13 protein-coding genes are annotated in these 14,182 nt (G+C 47.5%); 12 read left to right on the top strand and 1 reads right to left on the bottom strand.

Annotated elements, in window-relative coordinates; translation table 11 throughout:
- The first annotated feature begins 15 nt into the window (after positions 1 to 15).
- The 7 genes from KTH89_RS15805 (at position 16) to KTH89_RS15775 (ending at position 6,780) form a co-directional block, all read left to right on the top strand.
- The gene (locus KTH89_RS15805) at positions 16 to 402 is read left to right on the top strand and encodes a (deoxy)nucleoside triphosphate pyrophosphohydrolase (RefSeq protein ID WP_158344511.1); all 387 of its coding nucleotides are present in this window, start codon (positions 16 to 18) and stop codon (positions 400 to 402) included.
- 82 nt (positions 403 to 484) lie between these two features.
- Positions 485 to 1,849 carry an AmmeMemoRadiSam system protein A gene (gene amrA / locus KTH89_RS15800; protein WP_238722326.1) on the top strand — a complete coding sequence of 455 codons (1,365 nt, stop codon included), beginning with the start codon at positions 485 to 487 and terminating at the stop codon, positions 1,847 to 1,849.
- A gap of 33 nt (positions 1,850 to 1,882) precedes the next feature.
- Positions 1,883 to 2,707: an AmmeMemoRadiSam system radical SAM enzyme gene (amrS, locus tag KTH89_RS15795; protein ID WP_238722325.1), complete on the top strand. Its 825-nt coding sequence runs from the start codon at positions 1,883 to 1,885 to the stop codon at positions 2,705 to 2,707.
- A gap of 13 nt (positions 2,708 to 2,720) precedes the next feature.
- Positions 2,721 to 4,862 (top strand): AAA family ATPase, encoded by a 2,142-nt coding sequence (locus tag KTH89_RS15790; protein WP_238722324.1) that lies wholly within the window; start codon positions 2,721 to 2,723, stop codon positions 4,860 to 4,862.
- Positions 4,859 to 5,932 (top strand): 5-methylcytosine-specific restriction endonuclease system specificity protein McrC, encoded by a 1,074-nt coding sequence (mcrC, locus tag KTH89_RS15785; RefSeq protein WP_238722323.1) that lies wholly within the window; start codon positions 4,859 to 4,861, stop codon positions 5,930 to 5,932. Before KTH89_RS15790 ends, mcrC begins: the two co-directional genes overlap by 4 nt.
- A gap of 92 nt (positions 5,933 to 6,024) precedes the next feature.
- Positions 6,025 to 6,462 carry a DUF3788 domain-containing protein gene (locus KTH89_RS15780; protein ID WP_158344481.1) on the top strand — a complete coding sequence of 146 codons (438 nt, stop codon included), beginning with the start codon at positions 6,025 to 6,027 and terminating at the stop codon, positions 6,460 to 6,462.
- Between the two features lie 57 nt (positions 6,463 to 6,519).
- Positions 6,520 to 6,780: a helix-hairpin-helix domain-containing protein gene (locus KTH89_RS15775; protein WP_158344483.1), complete on the top strand. Its 261-nt coding sequence runs from the start codon at positions 6,520 to 6,522 to the stop codon at positions 6,778 to 6,780.
- A 114-nt stretch (positions 6,781 to 6,894) separates the two neighbouring features.
- On the opposite strand, the gene KTH89_RS15770 is transcribed toward KTH89_RS15775, so the two are convergent.
- A complete protein-coding gene (locus KTH89_RS15770; RefSeq protein ID WP_238722322.1) occupies positions 6,895 to 7,641 on the bottom strand; it encodes a hypothetical protein in 747 nt (248 codons plus the stop codon).
- A 267-nt stretch (positions 7,642 to 7,908) separates the two neighbouring features.
- Between KTH89_RS15770 and KTH89_RS15765 the strand changes: the two genes are divergently transcribed.
- The 5 genes from KTH89_RS15765 to KTH89_RS15745 all read left to right on the top strand — a co-directional run bounded on the left by KTH89_RS15765 (position 7,909) and on the right by KTH89_RS15745 (position 14,005).
- Positions 7,909 to 8,910, top strand: coding sequence for a LacI family DNA-binding transcriptional regulator (locus tag KTH89_RS15765; protein WP_158344487.1), 1,002 nt, complete (start codon positions 7,909 to 7,911; stop codon positions 8,908 to 8,910).
- Positions 8,911 to 9,142: 232 nt separating this feature from the next.
- Positions 9,143 to 10,129 (top strand): sugar ABC transporter substrate-binding protein, encoded by a 987-nt coding sequence (locus KTH89_RS15760; protein WP_158344489.1) that lies wholly within the window; start codon positions 9,143 to 9,145, stop codon positions 10,127 to 10,129.
- A gap of 36 nt (positions 10,130 to 10,165) precedes the next feature.
- A complete protein-coding gene (locus KTH89_RS15755) occupies positions 10,166 to 11,659 on the top strand; it encodes a sugar ABC transporter ATP-binding protein (protein ID WP_238722321.1) in 1,494 nt (497 codons plus the stop codon).
- Positions 11,660 to 11,708: 49 nt separating this feature from the next.
- Positions 11,709 to 12,659, top strand: a complete 951-nt coding sequence (locus KTH89_RS15750) for an ABC transporter permease (RefSeq protein WP_238722320.1) — start codon at positions 11,709 to 11,711, stop codon at positions 12,657 to 12,659.
- A 14-nt stretch (positions 12,660 to 12,673) separates the two neighbouring features.
- Positions 12,674 to 14,005 (top strand): AGE family epimerase/isomerase, encoded by a 1,332-nt coding sequence (locus KTH89_RS15745; protein ID WP_238722319.1) that lies wholly within the window; start codon positions 12,674 to 12,676, stop codon positions 14,003 to 14,005.
- The last annotated feature ends 177 nt before the right edge of the window (positions 14,006 to 14,182 follow it).

Genomic DNA, 14,182 nt, shown 5'->3' with positions numbered 1-14,182 from the left:
TAGTGAGGGAAAATGATGAAAACAGTAAATGTTGTGGCCGCCGTTATAAGATGTAAGGATAAGATATTGGCAACACAGCGAGGATATGGTGAATTTAAAGGTGGCTGGGAATTTCCAGGTGGTAAGATGGAACCAGGAGAACAACCCCAGGAGGCCCTAAAGCGTGAAATCCAAGAAGAACTGAATACTGAAATCCAAGTTCATGATTTAATTAGTATGGTAGAATATGATTATCCCACATTTCATCTAACTATGGGATGTTACTGGTGCAGTATTGTTCACGGAAAGCTTGAACTACTGGAACATGAGGCAGCGAGGTGGTTGAAGGCGGATGAACTATATAATGTAGCATGGTTACCGGCCGATTTGGAAGTGATTAAAAAGATAAAAGAGAAGTTTTGATTGGTAATGTTGTGGATAGAACCTATCAACAATAATATTGGTAGCTATCATATTGCAGCTCTATGCGAAAGGAGAGATCCCCATGGCAGTATCAGCAGGATTCATGGCTCCCCATCCTCCGTTGATCATTCCGGAAATAGGCAAAGGGGAACAAAATAAGATCAAAGAAACCGTAAAAGCTTATCACCAGGCCGCCCGGGAGATTGCCGTTCTCAAGCCGGAGACCATCATACTCATTTCTCCGCACAATGTCATGTACCGCGACTATTTTCACATACGGCCGGAAAAAAAGCTCGCCGGTGACTTCGCGCAGTTCCGGGCGGGGCAGGTAAGTATGGAAGCCGTCTGCGATACCGATTTCATAAAAGAACTATGCGAAGAAGGCAAAAAAACGGGAAAACCCTGGGGCATCCAGGGAGGGGGAGCGCGGAAGCTTGACCACGGAACAATGGTTCCCTTATACTTTATCAACCAATATTACCAGGACTACAAACTGGTGTCTGTCGGCCTCTCCGGCCTGCCCTTATCCGAACATTACCGGCTGGGACAAGCGATCCGTAGGACCGCGGAGGTTCTTGAACGAAAAACCGTCATAGTGGCCAGCGGCGACTTATCCCATTATCTAAAAGAGACCGGGCCTTATGGTTATCGCAAGGAAGGGCCGGAATACGATCATGCGGTCATGGAGGTCATGGAAAAGGCTGATTTTGGCCGGCTGCTCGAATTCCCGGAAGAGTTTTGCAGCAAAGCGGGAGAGTGCGGCCATCGCTCATTTACCATCATGGCCGGCGCCCTGGACGGCCTTCAGGTACAACCGGAAAGGCTGTCGTATCAAGGCCCCTTTGGAGTAGGTTACGGGATCTGCACTTACCATGTGACCGGGAAAGATCCAAAACGGAGATTCCTGGATCAGTATCTGCAGGAAAAAAGAAAGGACGATCCTTACGTTGCCTTGGCCAGAAATTCTCTGGAATGTTACATCAACACCGGCCGTCACCTTCCCATACCGGAAGACATACCGCGGGAGATGCGGGACTGCCGGGCAGGGGCTTTCGTATCGATCCATAAGTCGGGACAACTGCGCGGATGTATCGGCACCATAGGGCCGGTATATGAAAATATAGCCCGTGAGATTATAGAAAACGCCATAAGCGCTGGCACCCGGGACCCCAGATTTCATCCCATAAGGCCGGATGAACTGCCGGACCTTACATACCATGTAGACATTCTGGGTACGCCGGAGCGAATTACCTCCATTCATGAACTGGACGTAAAAAAATACGGAGTAATCGTCAGCCAGGGGCGTAAGAGAGGACTGCTGCTGCCCGATCTTGACGGGGTCGATACTCCTGAACAGCAGGTAGCCATAGCGATGCAAAAAGCGGGTATCCCCATAGACAGCCAGGAGGTTACCCTGGAACGTTTTCAGGTGATCCGGCATGAATGAAAGGGAGAACGGATTGCGCGAATGGAGGATTAAATGAAGATCATCTGTGAAGTTTGCCCCAATCACTGCCTTCTCGAAGAAGGCGACGTCGGATTCTGCCAGGCCAGGCAAAATGAGAGCGGACAGGTCATAAGCGTGAACTACGGAAAGCTCACAGGACTGGCCCTGGATCCCATTGAGAAAAAGCCGCTGGCCCGATATTATCCAGGAAGCTATATTCTGTCCATAGGCTCCTTCGGCTGTAACATGCGTTGTCCTTTCTGCCAGAATTGCGATATTTCCATGAAGGGGGAGGGCCAGGCCCACTGGCTGCCCATGTCTCCGGAAAGATTAACCGAAAAAGCCGTTGCGTTAAAGCAGCGTGCAAATCTTGGCGTCGCCTACACCTACAACGAACCGTGTATCGGTTATGAATATGTCCGGGACACGGCCCGCTTGATACAAAAGGCAGGTATGAAAAATGTACTGGTAACCAACGGGTATGTGAAACCCTGGGTGCAGGCGGAGCTGCTGCCCTATATGGATGCCATGAATATAGACCTGAAGGGATTCACCCGGGAATATTACCAAAAGCTGGGAGGAGACCTGGAAACGGTAAAATCCTTTATCCAAACAGCCATAAAATACTGCCATGTGGAGCTGACCACCCTTATCGTTCCCGGAGAAAATGACGGCGCGGAACTGGATGAGATGTTCTCGTGGATCGCATCTCTGGACCCCGGCATCCCGCTTCACATATCCCGCTTTTTTCCGAGATGGAAAATGACGGGCAAGGAACCCACTCCGCTGGAAACCATTTACCGGATAGCAGAAACAGCGAAGAAAACGTTAAACTATGTATATACCGGAAATTGTTAAGGAGGTGTACCGCATGAGTGATCAAGACTGGTACCCAATGGATTATGATCCCCATATAACGGCGGACACATGGTTGTCCCTGTTAGCAGATGAAACGGTGTTTACGCCAAACAGCCTTCAGATTATAAAACGCATCAAAGACTACGGCGGTATGGCCACCTGTACGCAGCTATCTGTCAAATATGGAGGAACGTGTAATTTTTATAACGCAGGATCTTCCTCCCTGGCCAAGCGGGTGGCGGATAAAACCGGCTGTCCGGTTCTGAAATCGGAGGATGGCAGTATAAAATGGTGGCCGGTCCTGTACCTTGGAAAAGAGGCCGGCAAAGATGCGGAAGGAAGCTTTCTCTGGAAACTGCGCGATGAGCTGAAGGAAGCGCTGGAAAAATTTGACCTTTCAGGCGTTCCGTTATATACGGACAATTCCCCGGTTCTCTGGAAAATCAGTCATGGAACCGATTTCATTTCAGCGGATGAAGCCAAAATTTTTGAAGACAAGCAAGTGATCGTCGTTCATAAAGATACGAAAGCCAAGGCTATTTCCAAAATCAGCCAGGGCGAGAACTTTATGCTGTCCATGAAAAAGGGGGATTACTTTTATCTGTGCTACGGGAACAGCATCCGTCTGCTGGGCCGGATTGCCAATGATGAGGTGACGCTGAATCCCGAGAAGAAAAAGGGATGGTACCAACGGCCATATTCTGTCATTGCCAAATCAAAAGACTTTTCTCCATACAAAAATGTGAGGAAGTGGTGGACGCCCAATGCAAATTCCACCTGCATTATGATCGGAAAATCCGAGGAGTCCCTGTTTGAAGATTTGATCCTGAAACCATATTTTGATATGAAATTGGAGGCTTTGATGGACGACCAGACACGTGTCCCCGGATACTGGTGGCTGAATGCAAATCCGAAAATCTGGAGTTTTTCTTCTATCGGCGTCGGAGAGACACAGAGCTATACGCTTTACAACGATAACGGACATAAGCGCCGGATTTTCCAGAACTTTCTGGATGCGGGGGCCGGTGATTATGTCATTGGTTACGAGTCCAATCCGGTAAAACAGGTCGTGGCGATCGCAAAAATTGTGAAGGAAAATGACGGTGAAAATCTCTATTTTGAGAAAATAGAAAGCCTTACAACACCGATCGACTATGCCACACTCAAAGGCTGTGTGGAACTGGAACATATGGAATATTTTGTAAATCCGCAGGGCAGCCTTTTTAAGCTGACCAAACAGGAGTATGATGTTATCATGGACTTGATCCGTGAGGAGAATCCAATCCTCCGGAAAGAGGAGACACGGTCCTATTCAAAAGAAAAGTTTCTTCAGGAAGTCTATATGACAGGCGAACACTTAGAGACCCTTCTCTCCTTGCTGGAAAACAAACAAAATCTGATCCTGCAGGGCGCCCCGGGCGTGGGGAAGACTCACGCGGCCAGAAGGCTGGCCTATGCGATGATGCAAAAGAAAGACGACAGCCGAATTGAATTTATACAGTTCCACCAGAATTATTCTTATGAAGATTTTGTGATGGGATACCGGCCGCGAGGGGACAGTTTTGTATTGCAGAACGGTATCTTCTGCAGCTTCTGCCAGAAAGCGGCGAACCAGCCCGATCAGCCGTTTTTCTTTATCATCGATGAGATAAATCGGGGAAATATGAGTAAAATATTTGGGGAACTGCTCATGTTAATTGAAAAAGATTATCGCGGTAAGAAAACTACGCTGGCCTATAACGGCATGCCATTCTCAGTTCCTAAAAATCTCTACATAATAGGAATGATGAATACTGCAGACCGCAGCCTGGCCATGATTGACTACGCGCTGCGCCGCCGTTTCAGTTTCTTTGAAATGAAACCCGGGTTCCAGTCCAAGGGGTTCCGGGATTATCAGAAGGCCTTGGATAACAGCACGTTCGACACGCTCATCGAAAGGATCGTGGAGCTCAATGAGGAAATCGCTGCGGACAATTCGCTGGGCAAGGGCTTCTGCATCGGCCACAGCTATTTTTGCGGGCAGACCGAGTGTACCGATAAATGGATGATGGAAGTTGTGGAATATGACATCCTTCCGATGCTGGGTGAATATTGGTTCGATGAACCGTCCAAGCTGCAGCGCTGGGAAAGTATTCTGCGTGGTGTTTTTTCATGACGGAAGATAAAGGGATACTCATCAAAAATATATACTACATGTTGACCTATGCGTTTCAGGTCCTGCGGCAGTCCAACTATGAGGAAGTGGAGGCGGAGGAATTTGAACATATCCAGGATCTGTTTGCGGCGATACTGGTCAAAGGGATTGGGCAGCAGCTGAAGCAGGGGCTGTACCGGGAGTACAGCGGCAAATGCGAGGATCTGGCCACGCTGCGAGGAAAACTGAACCTTCCGGGGACGCTGCAGAACAGGATGCAGCAAAGACAAAGACTTACCTGCGAATACGATGAGCTGTCCGAAAACAATATTTATAACCAGATTTTGAAAACAACGTCGGTCCTTTTGATGCATCAGCCCACCGTGAGGTCAAACCATAAAAAGGCTTTAAAAAAGGTCCTGCTGTATCTGGACGGTGTCGCAACAGTTCCCCCTTCCCAAATTCAGTGGAGCAGGATCAGTTTCCAAAGGAATAATCTGAGTTACCGGATGCTCCTTAATATCTGTTATTTTGTGCTTGAGGGACTTTTGTTAACCACAGACAAAGGACGGTTCCGGATGGAGTCCTTTTTGGACGAACAGAGGATGTCGCGGCTGTATGAAAAATTTGTGCTGGAGTATTACCGGCGCCACTATCCCAAGCTTGGAGCCGCAGCTTCCCGGATAGATTGGAATGTAACAGAGGATGTGAGGGAATTCCTCCCTATTATGCAGACGGATATCACCCTGCGGGATAAGGATAAAATATTAATCGTGGATACCAAGTATTATACATATACGATGCAGTATCGAAGCCAGTATGACAGCCGGAAGTTTCATTCGGAAAATATGTATCAGATCTACGCCTATGTTAAAAACCTGGATAGCGGCAACACTGGAAATGTGGCGGGTATGCTGCTGTACGCGAAAACACAGGAAACGATCACTCCGAACTGCACTTTTACTACCGGAGGAAATCAGATCAGTGTAAAGACACTGGATTTGAATACCCCCTTTGCCGGGATAGCCGGACAGTTAGATCAGATCGTGGACTCCTACTTTGGAATTTCGGATTATACTAAGAGGAGATAAGATCGATATATTTTTGATAGATTGGTAATATGACACACTGTTGTCATGTTAGGCGCGATATAATAAATATCATAAAAATGGGAGGTTGGTATATGGAATGGTGTACTTTGTATGACATGAATCATGAGCCTAAGATGGAGCAAATCGACGCGTTCGTCCACAGTGAATGTTGGGACCGTTTGAGGGAATATCTGGAAGACACCTACCAGGTGTCGCCAAAAATCGAATACAGCCGCTGCTCCGGGAAACCTGGTTGGAATGTGAAATATAGAAAGAGCAGCAGAGCTCTGTGTACCCTATACCCGGATGATGGTTTCTTTACCTGTATGATTTCGATCGGGAGAAAGGAAGCGTCAGAGGCTGAACTGCTGCTGAATACCTGTACCCCCTATGTCCGGGAGTTATATGCCGGGGCGGACGTGTTCAATGGCGGAAGATGGCTGATGATCGATGTGACCGATGAACAGATCCTGATGGATATAATAGAACTGATCCGGACCAGAGTGAAAGTCAGGAAAAAGAGTAATTAAATCACAGGGAACAGATGGCATGTGAATGGTATATGGAGAAAGACAGGGAAGCGGTGGATGAGTGAATTAAGAAAAATACCCGGTGTGGGAAAAGAGATAGAAAAAGATTTGTTCATGCTGGGTTATACAACGATAGCGTCGCTTGAAAATGCGGATCCGGAAGAAATGTACGAACGGGAATGCCTGATGAAAGGCTGTAAGATAGACCGTTGTCAGCTCTATGTATACCGCTGCGCCGTCTATTATGCATCGGAGAACAACCCAGAGCCTGAAAAACTGAAATGGTGGAACTGGAAAGATCATAAGGAAAAAACATGACTGAAAAAGTGCAGGACTAACAATAGTTCTGTACTTTTTAACTCTTTATGGAATATGATTCAAAGCTTGCAAAATAATGGTTTAGGCATAGTGAAAAAACAGCATACGAAGATGCTATCCAATCTTTGTTTTTAACCGCCGCACATCGCTTTCCAAAGTGGTTACCCGTAGAAGCACCATCTCATTTTCCTTGCTGAACTTCAAAGAATCGTCCAGTTTTCGGCTTAAATCCAAATGGCCCTCTGCGATAATACGGATTTTTTTGTTTATATCGTTTTCGAGAGTTAATTGTACTTCCGTGAGCTTTTGATCCAACTCTTTGGTTTGCTTATCGGCCATGTCGAATCTTTGATCGATATCATCGAATTTTGCATCAATTTCATTTAAGCGTTGATCGATCGTATAGAATTTTGCATCAATTTCGTTAAAGCGTTGATCGACGTAATCGAATTTTGCATCAATCTCATTAAAGCGTTGATCGACGTAATCGAATTTTGCATCAATCTCATTAAAGCGTTGATCGACGTAATCGAATTTTGCATCAATCTCATTAAAGCGTTGATTGACGTAATCGAATTTTGCATCAATCTCATTAAAGCGTTGATCGACCCAATCGAATTTTGCATCGATTTCGTTAAAGCGTTGATCGATGCAATCGAATTTTAAATCCATTTCATTAAGACGCTGTTCGACTACATCAAATCTTTGATCCATTTCATTAAGACGCTGATCAACCACATCAAATCTTTGATCCATTTCATTAAGACGCTGTTCGACCCTGTCAAATCTTAAATCTATTCCATTAAGATGCTGGTCAACCTGTCCAATTTTGTCAAGAATCAACCTAGTTTCTTCTGTCATAATCTCACCTCCTCTTTTACAAATTTTTATAATACAGATACTCTATTCACCCCATAATCACCCATCCCGGCTACCCTGAGTACTCCTCCATCATACCATACAAAATCAGTCCAAACAATTATGCAAAATGCTTAAAATCCTTCTCCACCTCAGGAAGCTAACTCTTGGTTTTTTCAGGAAACCCTGATCATATCTATTGACAAACTGTGAAAAACCAATTAATATAACTTTATATAAAACGTTTTAAAAAATGGAGGTTGCCGCTGTATGAGATGTACCATAAAAGACGTGGCAAAATTAGCCAACACATCCACTGCCACCGTATCCCTGGTTCTGAACAATAGGCCGGGCGTTAATGAGAATACAAAAAAAAGAGTTTTGGATGCCGTATCAAAGCTGAACTACCGTCCCAATCAGATTGCCCGCAGTCTGATTAATCAGAAGGCCAATGCCATAGGACTGATCGTCTCCGACATCCTTAATCCCTTTTACGGTGAACTGGCCTATAATATGCAAAAGGAGATGGACCGGCGCGGCATGAATCTGACGCTGGGAATTTCCAATAACAAAGTGGCCAACGAAAAGCGGATCGTAGATTCCATGATTAAACGGGGGGTCGACGGTATTATCCTGGTGCCGGCCAGAGACGGGGAAGGGGATCTGCGCCATCTGTACGAACTCCAGGAATTGAAGATTCCGTTCGTATTCATTACCAGCCGCTACCAGGGCATCAAAGCGGATACGGTGATGACCGATTTGGAGCGGGCCACCTATGAACTGACCGATTATCTTATCCAAAGCGGTGAGCGTAATATCATCTTTGTCGTGGAAAACCGGTCGCTTCTTCATGTGGAACGCCGGGTTTCGGGCTTTTGCAGCGCGTTCCGTGATCACGGCCTGAAACTTGCGGAAGACTGTATCATAGAGATCGATCCTGATATTGAGAATGGCGTTCTCGTTACCAGAAATAAAATTCTTCAGAAAAATCCGGATGCGATTATTGCCATCAACGCGTTTACCGCCATGGGGATTATGAAGGAACTGCGGGATAACGGAATCTCAATCCCGGAACAGATTGCCGTATCCTGTTTCGACGACCTGGAATATGCTTCGATCCTGTACACACCTCTGACGGTAGTGAAGCAGCCCATCGAGGAAATGTGCCAGGAAGCGGTCACACTTTTGGAAAGACGTGTACAGGGTGACACAGAAGAGGTCGTTCAAAAACTCCTGCCGGGGGAGTTGATTACCAGGGATTCCACAAAGTGAGATCTAAAACGTGTTAAATATGAAAAAATCAAAGAACATGAGAAAAACATGTTCTTTTTTTGTGCAAAGAGTATGAAGAAAGTGCGGGTTTCACATTCAAAATATCCAAAATTTTTTGCTGAAATATAGGCAATGTGACAAAAAACAACGAATGTGTTGACAACAGAAAACAGGTGTGGTAGGTTAAATACATAATCTAAAACGTTTTAGAAAAAGTAAAAGGAGAACAGATATGATGAAAAAAAGTTTATGCCTGGTTTTAAGTTTAGTTATGGTTCTTTTGGCGGCTGCCGGATGTGGGAAAGCGGACGGCTCCGCTCAAAGCCCTGAAAAGGGTGGTAAGAAAATCGCTTACACCACGATGACACTGGAATCCCCTTATTTTGTGGAAGTCTCCGAAGGCATCAAGGATAAATGCCAGGAACTGGGATGGGAATGTACGGTTCAGGACCCGAAGATGGATGTGGCTTCCCAGCTGGCAGCTATCGAGACATACATAGACCAGAAGTATGACGGCATTATTATCTCCGCGGTGGACGCGGCCGCGCTGCCAGGCATTATAAAAGAAGCGACGGATGCCGGTATCAAGGTGATAGGTTCCTCCACGGATATCGAGAACATCCAGGCCTTCGTATCCGCCGGGGAATATGAGATGGGATACGCGCTTGGCAAAGCGATCGGTGAGTGGAGCGAGGCTAATCTCTCCGGAGATTTAAAGGGTGTAACCTTTGGAACCATCAATGACCAGAACGTCATGATCCGTGAACAGGGAATGCGGGAAGGTGCAGAGGAAGCATACAGCAAGGGGAACATTACCTTTATCAATGAAGCGGGAACCCTCGGAGGGGTTACGGCGGAAGAGGGAATGGCCAATATGGAAGGCATTATGCAGTCCAACCCGGATATCAACCTGATTATGGGTTCTAACGATGACTCTATCCTGGGGGCATATGAAGCTGCCAAATCCGCAGGTATGGATTTGAACAAAATGGCCTTTGGAGGCGTCAACGCCGTAGAACAGGCATTAAACACCATCAAAGAAGAAAAAGACGCCGGTGAAGGCGCTTACCGTGTAACCGTAGATATCACTCCCCGTCTGCACGGTGTAACCGATGTGGAGATTATGCAGCAGCTGTTCGACGGAAAAGAATTTCCGGAGCAGGTTCTTATCGAAGCCAAAGCCGTGACCGTTGACAATATTGACGAGTATTTTAAATAAAAGAAAAGAAGACTCAACAGGAAGTGGGAGATAACGATGGCTGATTGTATGCTGAAAATGGAACATATTACCCAGAAGTTCCCCGGAGTGCTGGCGCTTGACGATGTGGGATTCGAACTGGAACGCGGTGAGATCCATGCCCTGGTCGGCGAGAACGGAGCGGGAAAATCCACACTGATGAAAGTGCTGACAGGTGTAAACAGACCAAACTCGGGGAAAATCCGGTTCGACGGGCAGGAGTTCGGACACTTCGATATCGAGCAGTCGAAAAAGCTGGGAATCAACATGATCTATCAGGAGCTGAACCTGATACCAAAGCTTAAGGTCTATGAAAACATTTTTCTGGGCAAAGAGATTATAAGCAAAGGGAAAACTGATACGCGGGAAATGTGCCGCCGTGCCGAGAACATGATCCGGTCCCTGGGAATCGAGATGGATGTCCGGGAAAAAGTAGAAAACTTAACGATGGCCTACCGGCAGATGGTGGAGATTGCCAGAGCTCTTCTTGATACGCCGAAGATCCTGATTATGGATGAGCCGACAGCACCTTTGACCAGCGAAGAAGTCAAGATACTGTTCCGTACCATCCGGGTTTTGAAAGAACAGCAGGTCTCCATCATTTACATCTCCCACCGAATGGAAGAAATATTCGAAGTCTGTGACCGGTGTACGGTATTCCGGGACGGACGGTTTATCCGGACGATGCGGGTACAGGATACAAATGTGGATGAACTGATTAAGCTGATGGTCGGACGCAGCATTGAGAATCAGTATCCGCCCCGTGTGACCCCGGATCCGCAGGCGGCTGAGATGCTGAAGGTTAGCGGTATCACAACCGACAAGATAAACAATGTCTCCTTCGCAGTCCGGTCGGGAGAGATTCTCGGATTGGGCGGCCTGGTCGGCGCAGGGAGGACGGAGACCCTGCGCGCGCTCTTCGGCTGTGATCCCTGCCGGGGAGAGATATTGAAAAAAGGGAAAAAGATTACGGTGCGGTCCCCGAAAGATGCGATCAATCATGGAATCGTACTGGTAACTGAGGACCGAAAAGGGCAGGGCCTGCTGATGAATCTGTCGGTCAGCGATAATATGATACTGCCGATACTTTCCCAGTACTGTAAAGGGCTGTTCCTGAGAAGAAAAAATATCGGTAAACAGGTGGAAGAAAATATCGAACGGCTGAAAATTAAGACGCCATCCTCCGGTCAGCTGGTTGCGTACCTAAGCGGGGGCAATCAGCAGAAGGTAATTATATCCAGATGGCTGCTGGCGCAGGCGGATATCATTTTGTTTGACGAACCTACCCGGGGAATCGATGTAGGCGCCAAGTATGAAATTTATTCGCTTATGAATGAACTAAAAACCCTGGGAAAATCCATTATCATGGTCTCCTCCGATATGCCGGAGCTTATGGGAATGTCGGACCGCATCCTTGTAATGTCCGAAGGCAGGATTACCGGAGAACTGGACAATCCGGAGGAGTTTGACCAGGAAATAATTTTAAAAAGAGCGTCGGGCGTGGCTGTATGAGCCGGAAAGAATGAATAAAGGCGCAGTGAATGCGCCACTGGAGGAGAGCATGAACAAGACAAAAGCAGCAATATATAAAGAATATGCAACCGTAATTTTTCTGATTATAACCGTAATTTTCTTTTCCATCTTTGCAACCGGATTTCTCTCGATGAGCAATGTGATGAATGTACTAAGACAGGTATCCATCATCGGAATATGTTCCGTAGGAATGATGCTGGTCATCTTAACGGGCGGGATTGACCTGTCTGTGGGTTCGGTGATCGGAGTGACCGGGACCCTGGTAGCCTATCTGATGGTGAAAATGGACATGAATATGTATGCGGCTGTGGCTGTGGGGCTGCTGGCGGCGGTACTGATCGGAGCGGTCAACGGGTTTTGCGTCACCATGCTGTCGATCCCGCCATTGATCACCACGCTGGCGACCATGACCGGCGGCAGAGGAATCTGTTATATTATCACAGGCGGTATTTCCATTTATGGATTCCCGAAATCCTTCTCACCGTTGGGACAGGGGTATCTGTGGATCATTCCGATTCCGGTGCTGTGTATGCTGGCGGTTCTGCTGCTGGGCTGGTGCCTGTTGACCAAACGGCCGTACGGCACTTACCTTTACAGTATCGGCGGTAACGCGGAGGCGGCCAGGCTGTGCGGAATTAATGTCAACAAAACGCTGATTTTAACCTATATTTTAAATGGGATCTTTGCAGGATTTGCGGGCATTGTCCTGTTGTCCCGGATCAATACCGGACCGGCCGCGCTTGGCGACGGGTACGAGATGGACGTCATAACCTCTGTAGTCCTGGGCGGAGTCAGCGTCAGCGGAGGAGAGGGAAAGCTAAAAGGAGTGGTCTGCGGCGTGCTGATTATGGGAATCTTGTCCAACGGCCTGTTGATCATGGGAATTAGCGAGTATTATCAGATGGTGGTAAAATGCTGCGTGTTATTACTGGCGGTAGGATTTGATAAAAACGTCGGGAAATTAAAACACAGGGCATAAAGGAGAGGGAAGATATGGCAACAGATACACGAAATAGCGAAATAGACATGAAAAGAAGAGAAGGGCTGAAAGCGTCCTATCAGGGTATAAAAGAAAACCTGGAGCAGGGTATCCTGCCGTTCTGGATCAAAAACGGCATCGATCATCAATACGGCGGCTATCTGTTGGATTTTGACCGGGATGGAGCCCCGCTGGGAGATAAAGAAAAAATGCTGGTTACACAGACCAGGATGATATGGGGATTTTCGATTCTGGCCAGGGAATATCAAAGTGAAGAATATCTGGCTTACGCGGCCCAGGGCGTGAAATTCCTGATTCAGCACTTCTGGGATCAGACCTACGGCGGCTGGTACTGGACCACCGAACTGGACGGAACAAAGAGCGACGGCGGCAAAGTGATCTATGGGCAGACTTTTGCCATCTACACGCTGAGCGAATATGCGCTGGCGCTGCGGGATCTAAACGCCCCGAAAGAGGAACAGGAAGAGGCTTTGGAATACGCGTCCAAAACATTCGACCTGCTGCAGAAATATGCGGCGGATACGCTAAACGGCGGGTATTATGAAAATCTGGAACCGGACTGGAGCAGGGCGCCTTACGGAGCCGGAGCGGGAGATATCAAGTCCCTGAACATCCATATGCATATGCTGGAAGCCTATACGACCCTCTATGAATGCAGCGGCCAGGAAATTCACAGACGAAAATTGCAGGAGGTGATCGACCTGGTCTTGCAAAAGATGGTGGATCTGAACATCGGCTGCGGATTTGACCAGTTCGGACCGGAACTGGTCAGACGCCCGGCGATTAGTATCCCCAGGACCTGGACCCAGGACCGGGAAGCGGATTCTGAGATTGCGGACGCCGTGGATACCACCTTCTACGGACATAATATCGAACTGGTATGGCTCTTGAACCGGGCCAATGATGTACTTGGAAATCCCTATCATACATACGATTATGTTGGCAAGCTATTGTTGGAGCATTCTTTGAAGTATGGTTTTGACTATGAATACGGCGGCGTATATTACGCGGGGCCCTACGTGGGGGAGGCGACCAAGCTTGAAAAGGAATGGTGGGAAAACTGCGAAGCCCTGGTGGGGTATCTGGATGGCTACGAACACCTGAAAGAAGAAAAATATCTGGATGCCTTTTTGAAGACCTGGGAGTTTTGCAGCCGTTACCTTATCAATCATCAGGTTGGCGAGTGGTATCAGCTGGTATCCCGAAATGGCGAGGTGCTGGTCGGCTGTATCGGCAATGCCTGGAAAGGAATCTACCATACCGGGAGGGCCATGCTGGAGTGCAAGAGAAGACTGGAAAAAATTTTAAATATCCGTGAATCATAAGAGTGAAATACGGCCGGCTGTCGCACTAACTTAGCGCTCTTCCTGGGGGCTTCGCATGCCCGCTGCTTAGGGCTTGGCACCGCGGGCGGTATCCGGGGACGCTCCGGGCGGCCGGGTTCTTTTGTATCTCCCTGGGAGCGCGGAGGGCTTGCGCTGGAATACGCTAAGTGAAATCGA

This window comes from Diplocloster agilis (genome assembly GCF_019042275.1).
Taxonomy (GTDB): domain Bacteria; phylum Bacillota; class Clostridia; order Lachnospirales; family Lachnospiraceae; genus Diplocloster; species Diplocloster agilis.
Note: the sequence above shows the minus strand (reverse complement) of the source record. Positions and strands in the feature narration are given on the sequence as shown.

What these genes read in the sequence shown, in the direction of transcription:
- KTH89_RS15805 (WP_158344511.1), top strand. Translation starts at nt 16, where the DNA reads ATGAAAACAGTAAATGTTGTGGCCGCCGTTATAAGATGTAAGGATAAG.
- amrA (WP_238722326.1), top strand. Translation starts at nt 485, where the DNA reads ATGGCAGTATCAGCAGGATTCATGGCTCCCCATCCTCCGTTGATCATT.
- amrS (WP_238722325.1), top strand. Translation starts at nt 1,883, where the DNA reads ATGAAGATCATCTGTGAAGTTTGCCCCAATCACTGCCTTCTCGAAGAA.
- KTH89_RS15790 (WP_238722324.1), top strand. Translation starts at nt 2,721, where the DNA reads ATGAGTGATCAAGACTGGTACCCAATGGATTATGATCCCCATATAACG.
- mcrC (WP_238722323.1), top strand. Translation starts at nt 4,859, where the DNA reads ATGACGGAAGATAAAGGGATACTCATCAAAAATATATACTACATGTTG.
- KTH89_RS15780 (WP_158344481.1), top strand. Translation starts at nt 6,025, where the DNA reads ATGGAATGGTGTACTTTGTATGACATGAATCATGAGCCTAAGATGGAG.
- KTH89_RS15775 (WP_158344483.1), top strand. Translation starts at nt 6,520, where the DNA reads ATGAGTGAATTAAGAAAAATACCCGGTGTGGGAAAAGAGATAGAAAAA.
- KTH89_RS15770 (WP_238722322.1), bottom strand. Translation starts at nt 7,641, where the DNA reads ATGACAGAAGAAACTAGGTTGATTCTTGACAAAATTGGACAGGTTGAC.
- KTH89_RS15765 (WP_158344487.1), top strand. Translation starts at nt 7,909, where the DNA reads ATGAGATGTACCATAAAAGACGTGGCAAAATTAGCCAACACATCCACT.
- KTH89_RS15760 (WP_158344489.1), top strand. Translation starts at nt 9,143, where the DNA reads ATGATGAAAAAAAGTTTATGCCTGGTTTTAAGTTTAGTTATGGTTCTT.
- KTH89_RS15755 (WP_238722321.1), top strand. Translation starts at nt 10,166, where the DNA reads ATGGCTGATTGTATGCTGAAAATGGAACATATTACCCAGAAGTTCCCC.
- KTH89_RS15750 (WP_238722320.1), top strand. Translation starts at nt 11,709, where the DNA reads ATGAACAAGACAAAAGCAGCAATATATAAAGAATATGCAACCGTAATT.
- KTH89_RS15745 (WP_238722319.1), top strand. Translation starts at nt 12,674, where the DNA reads ATGGCAACAGATACACGAAATAGCGAAATAGACATGAAAAGAAGAGAA.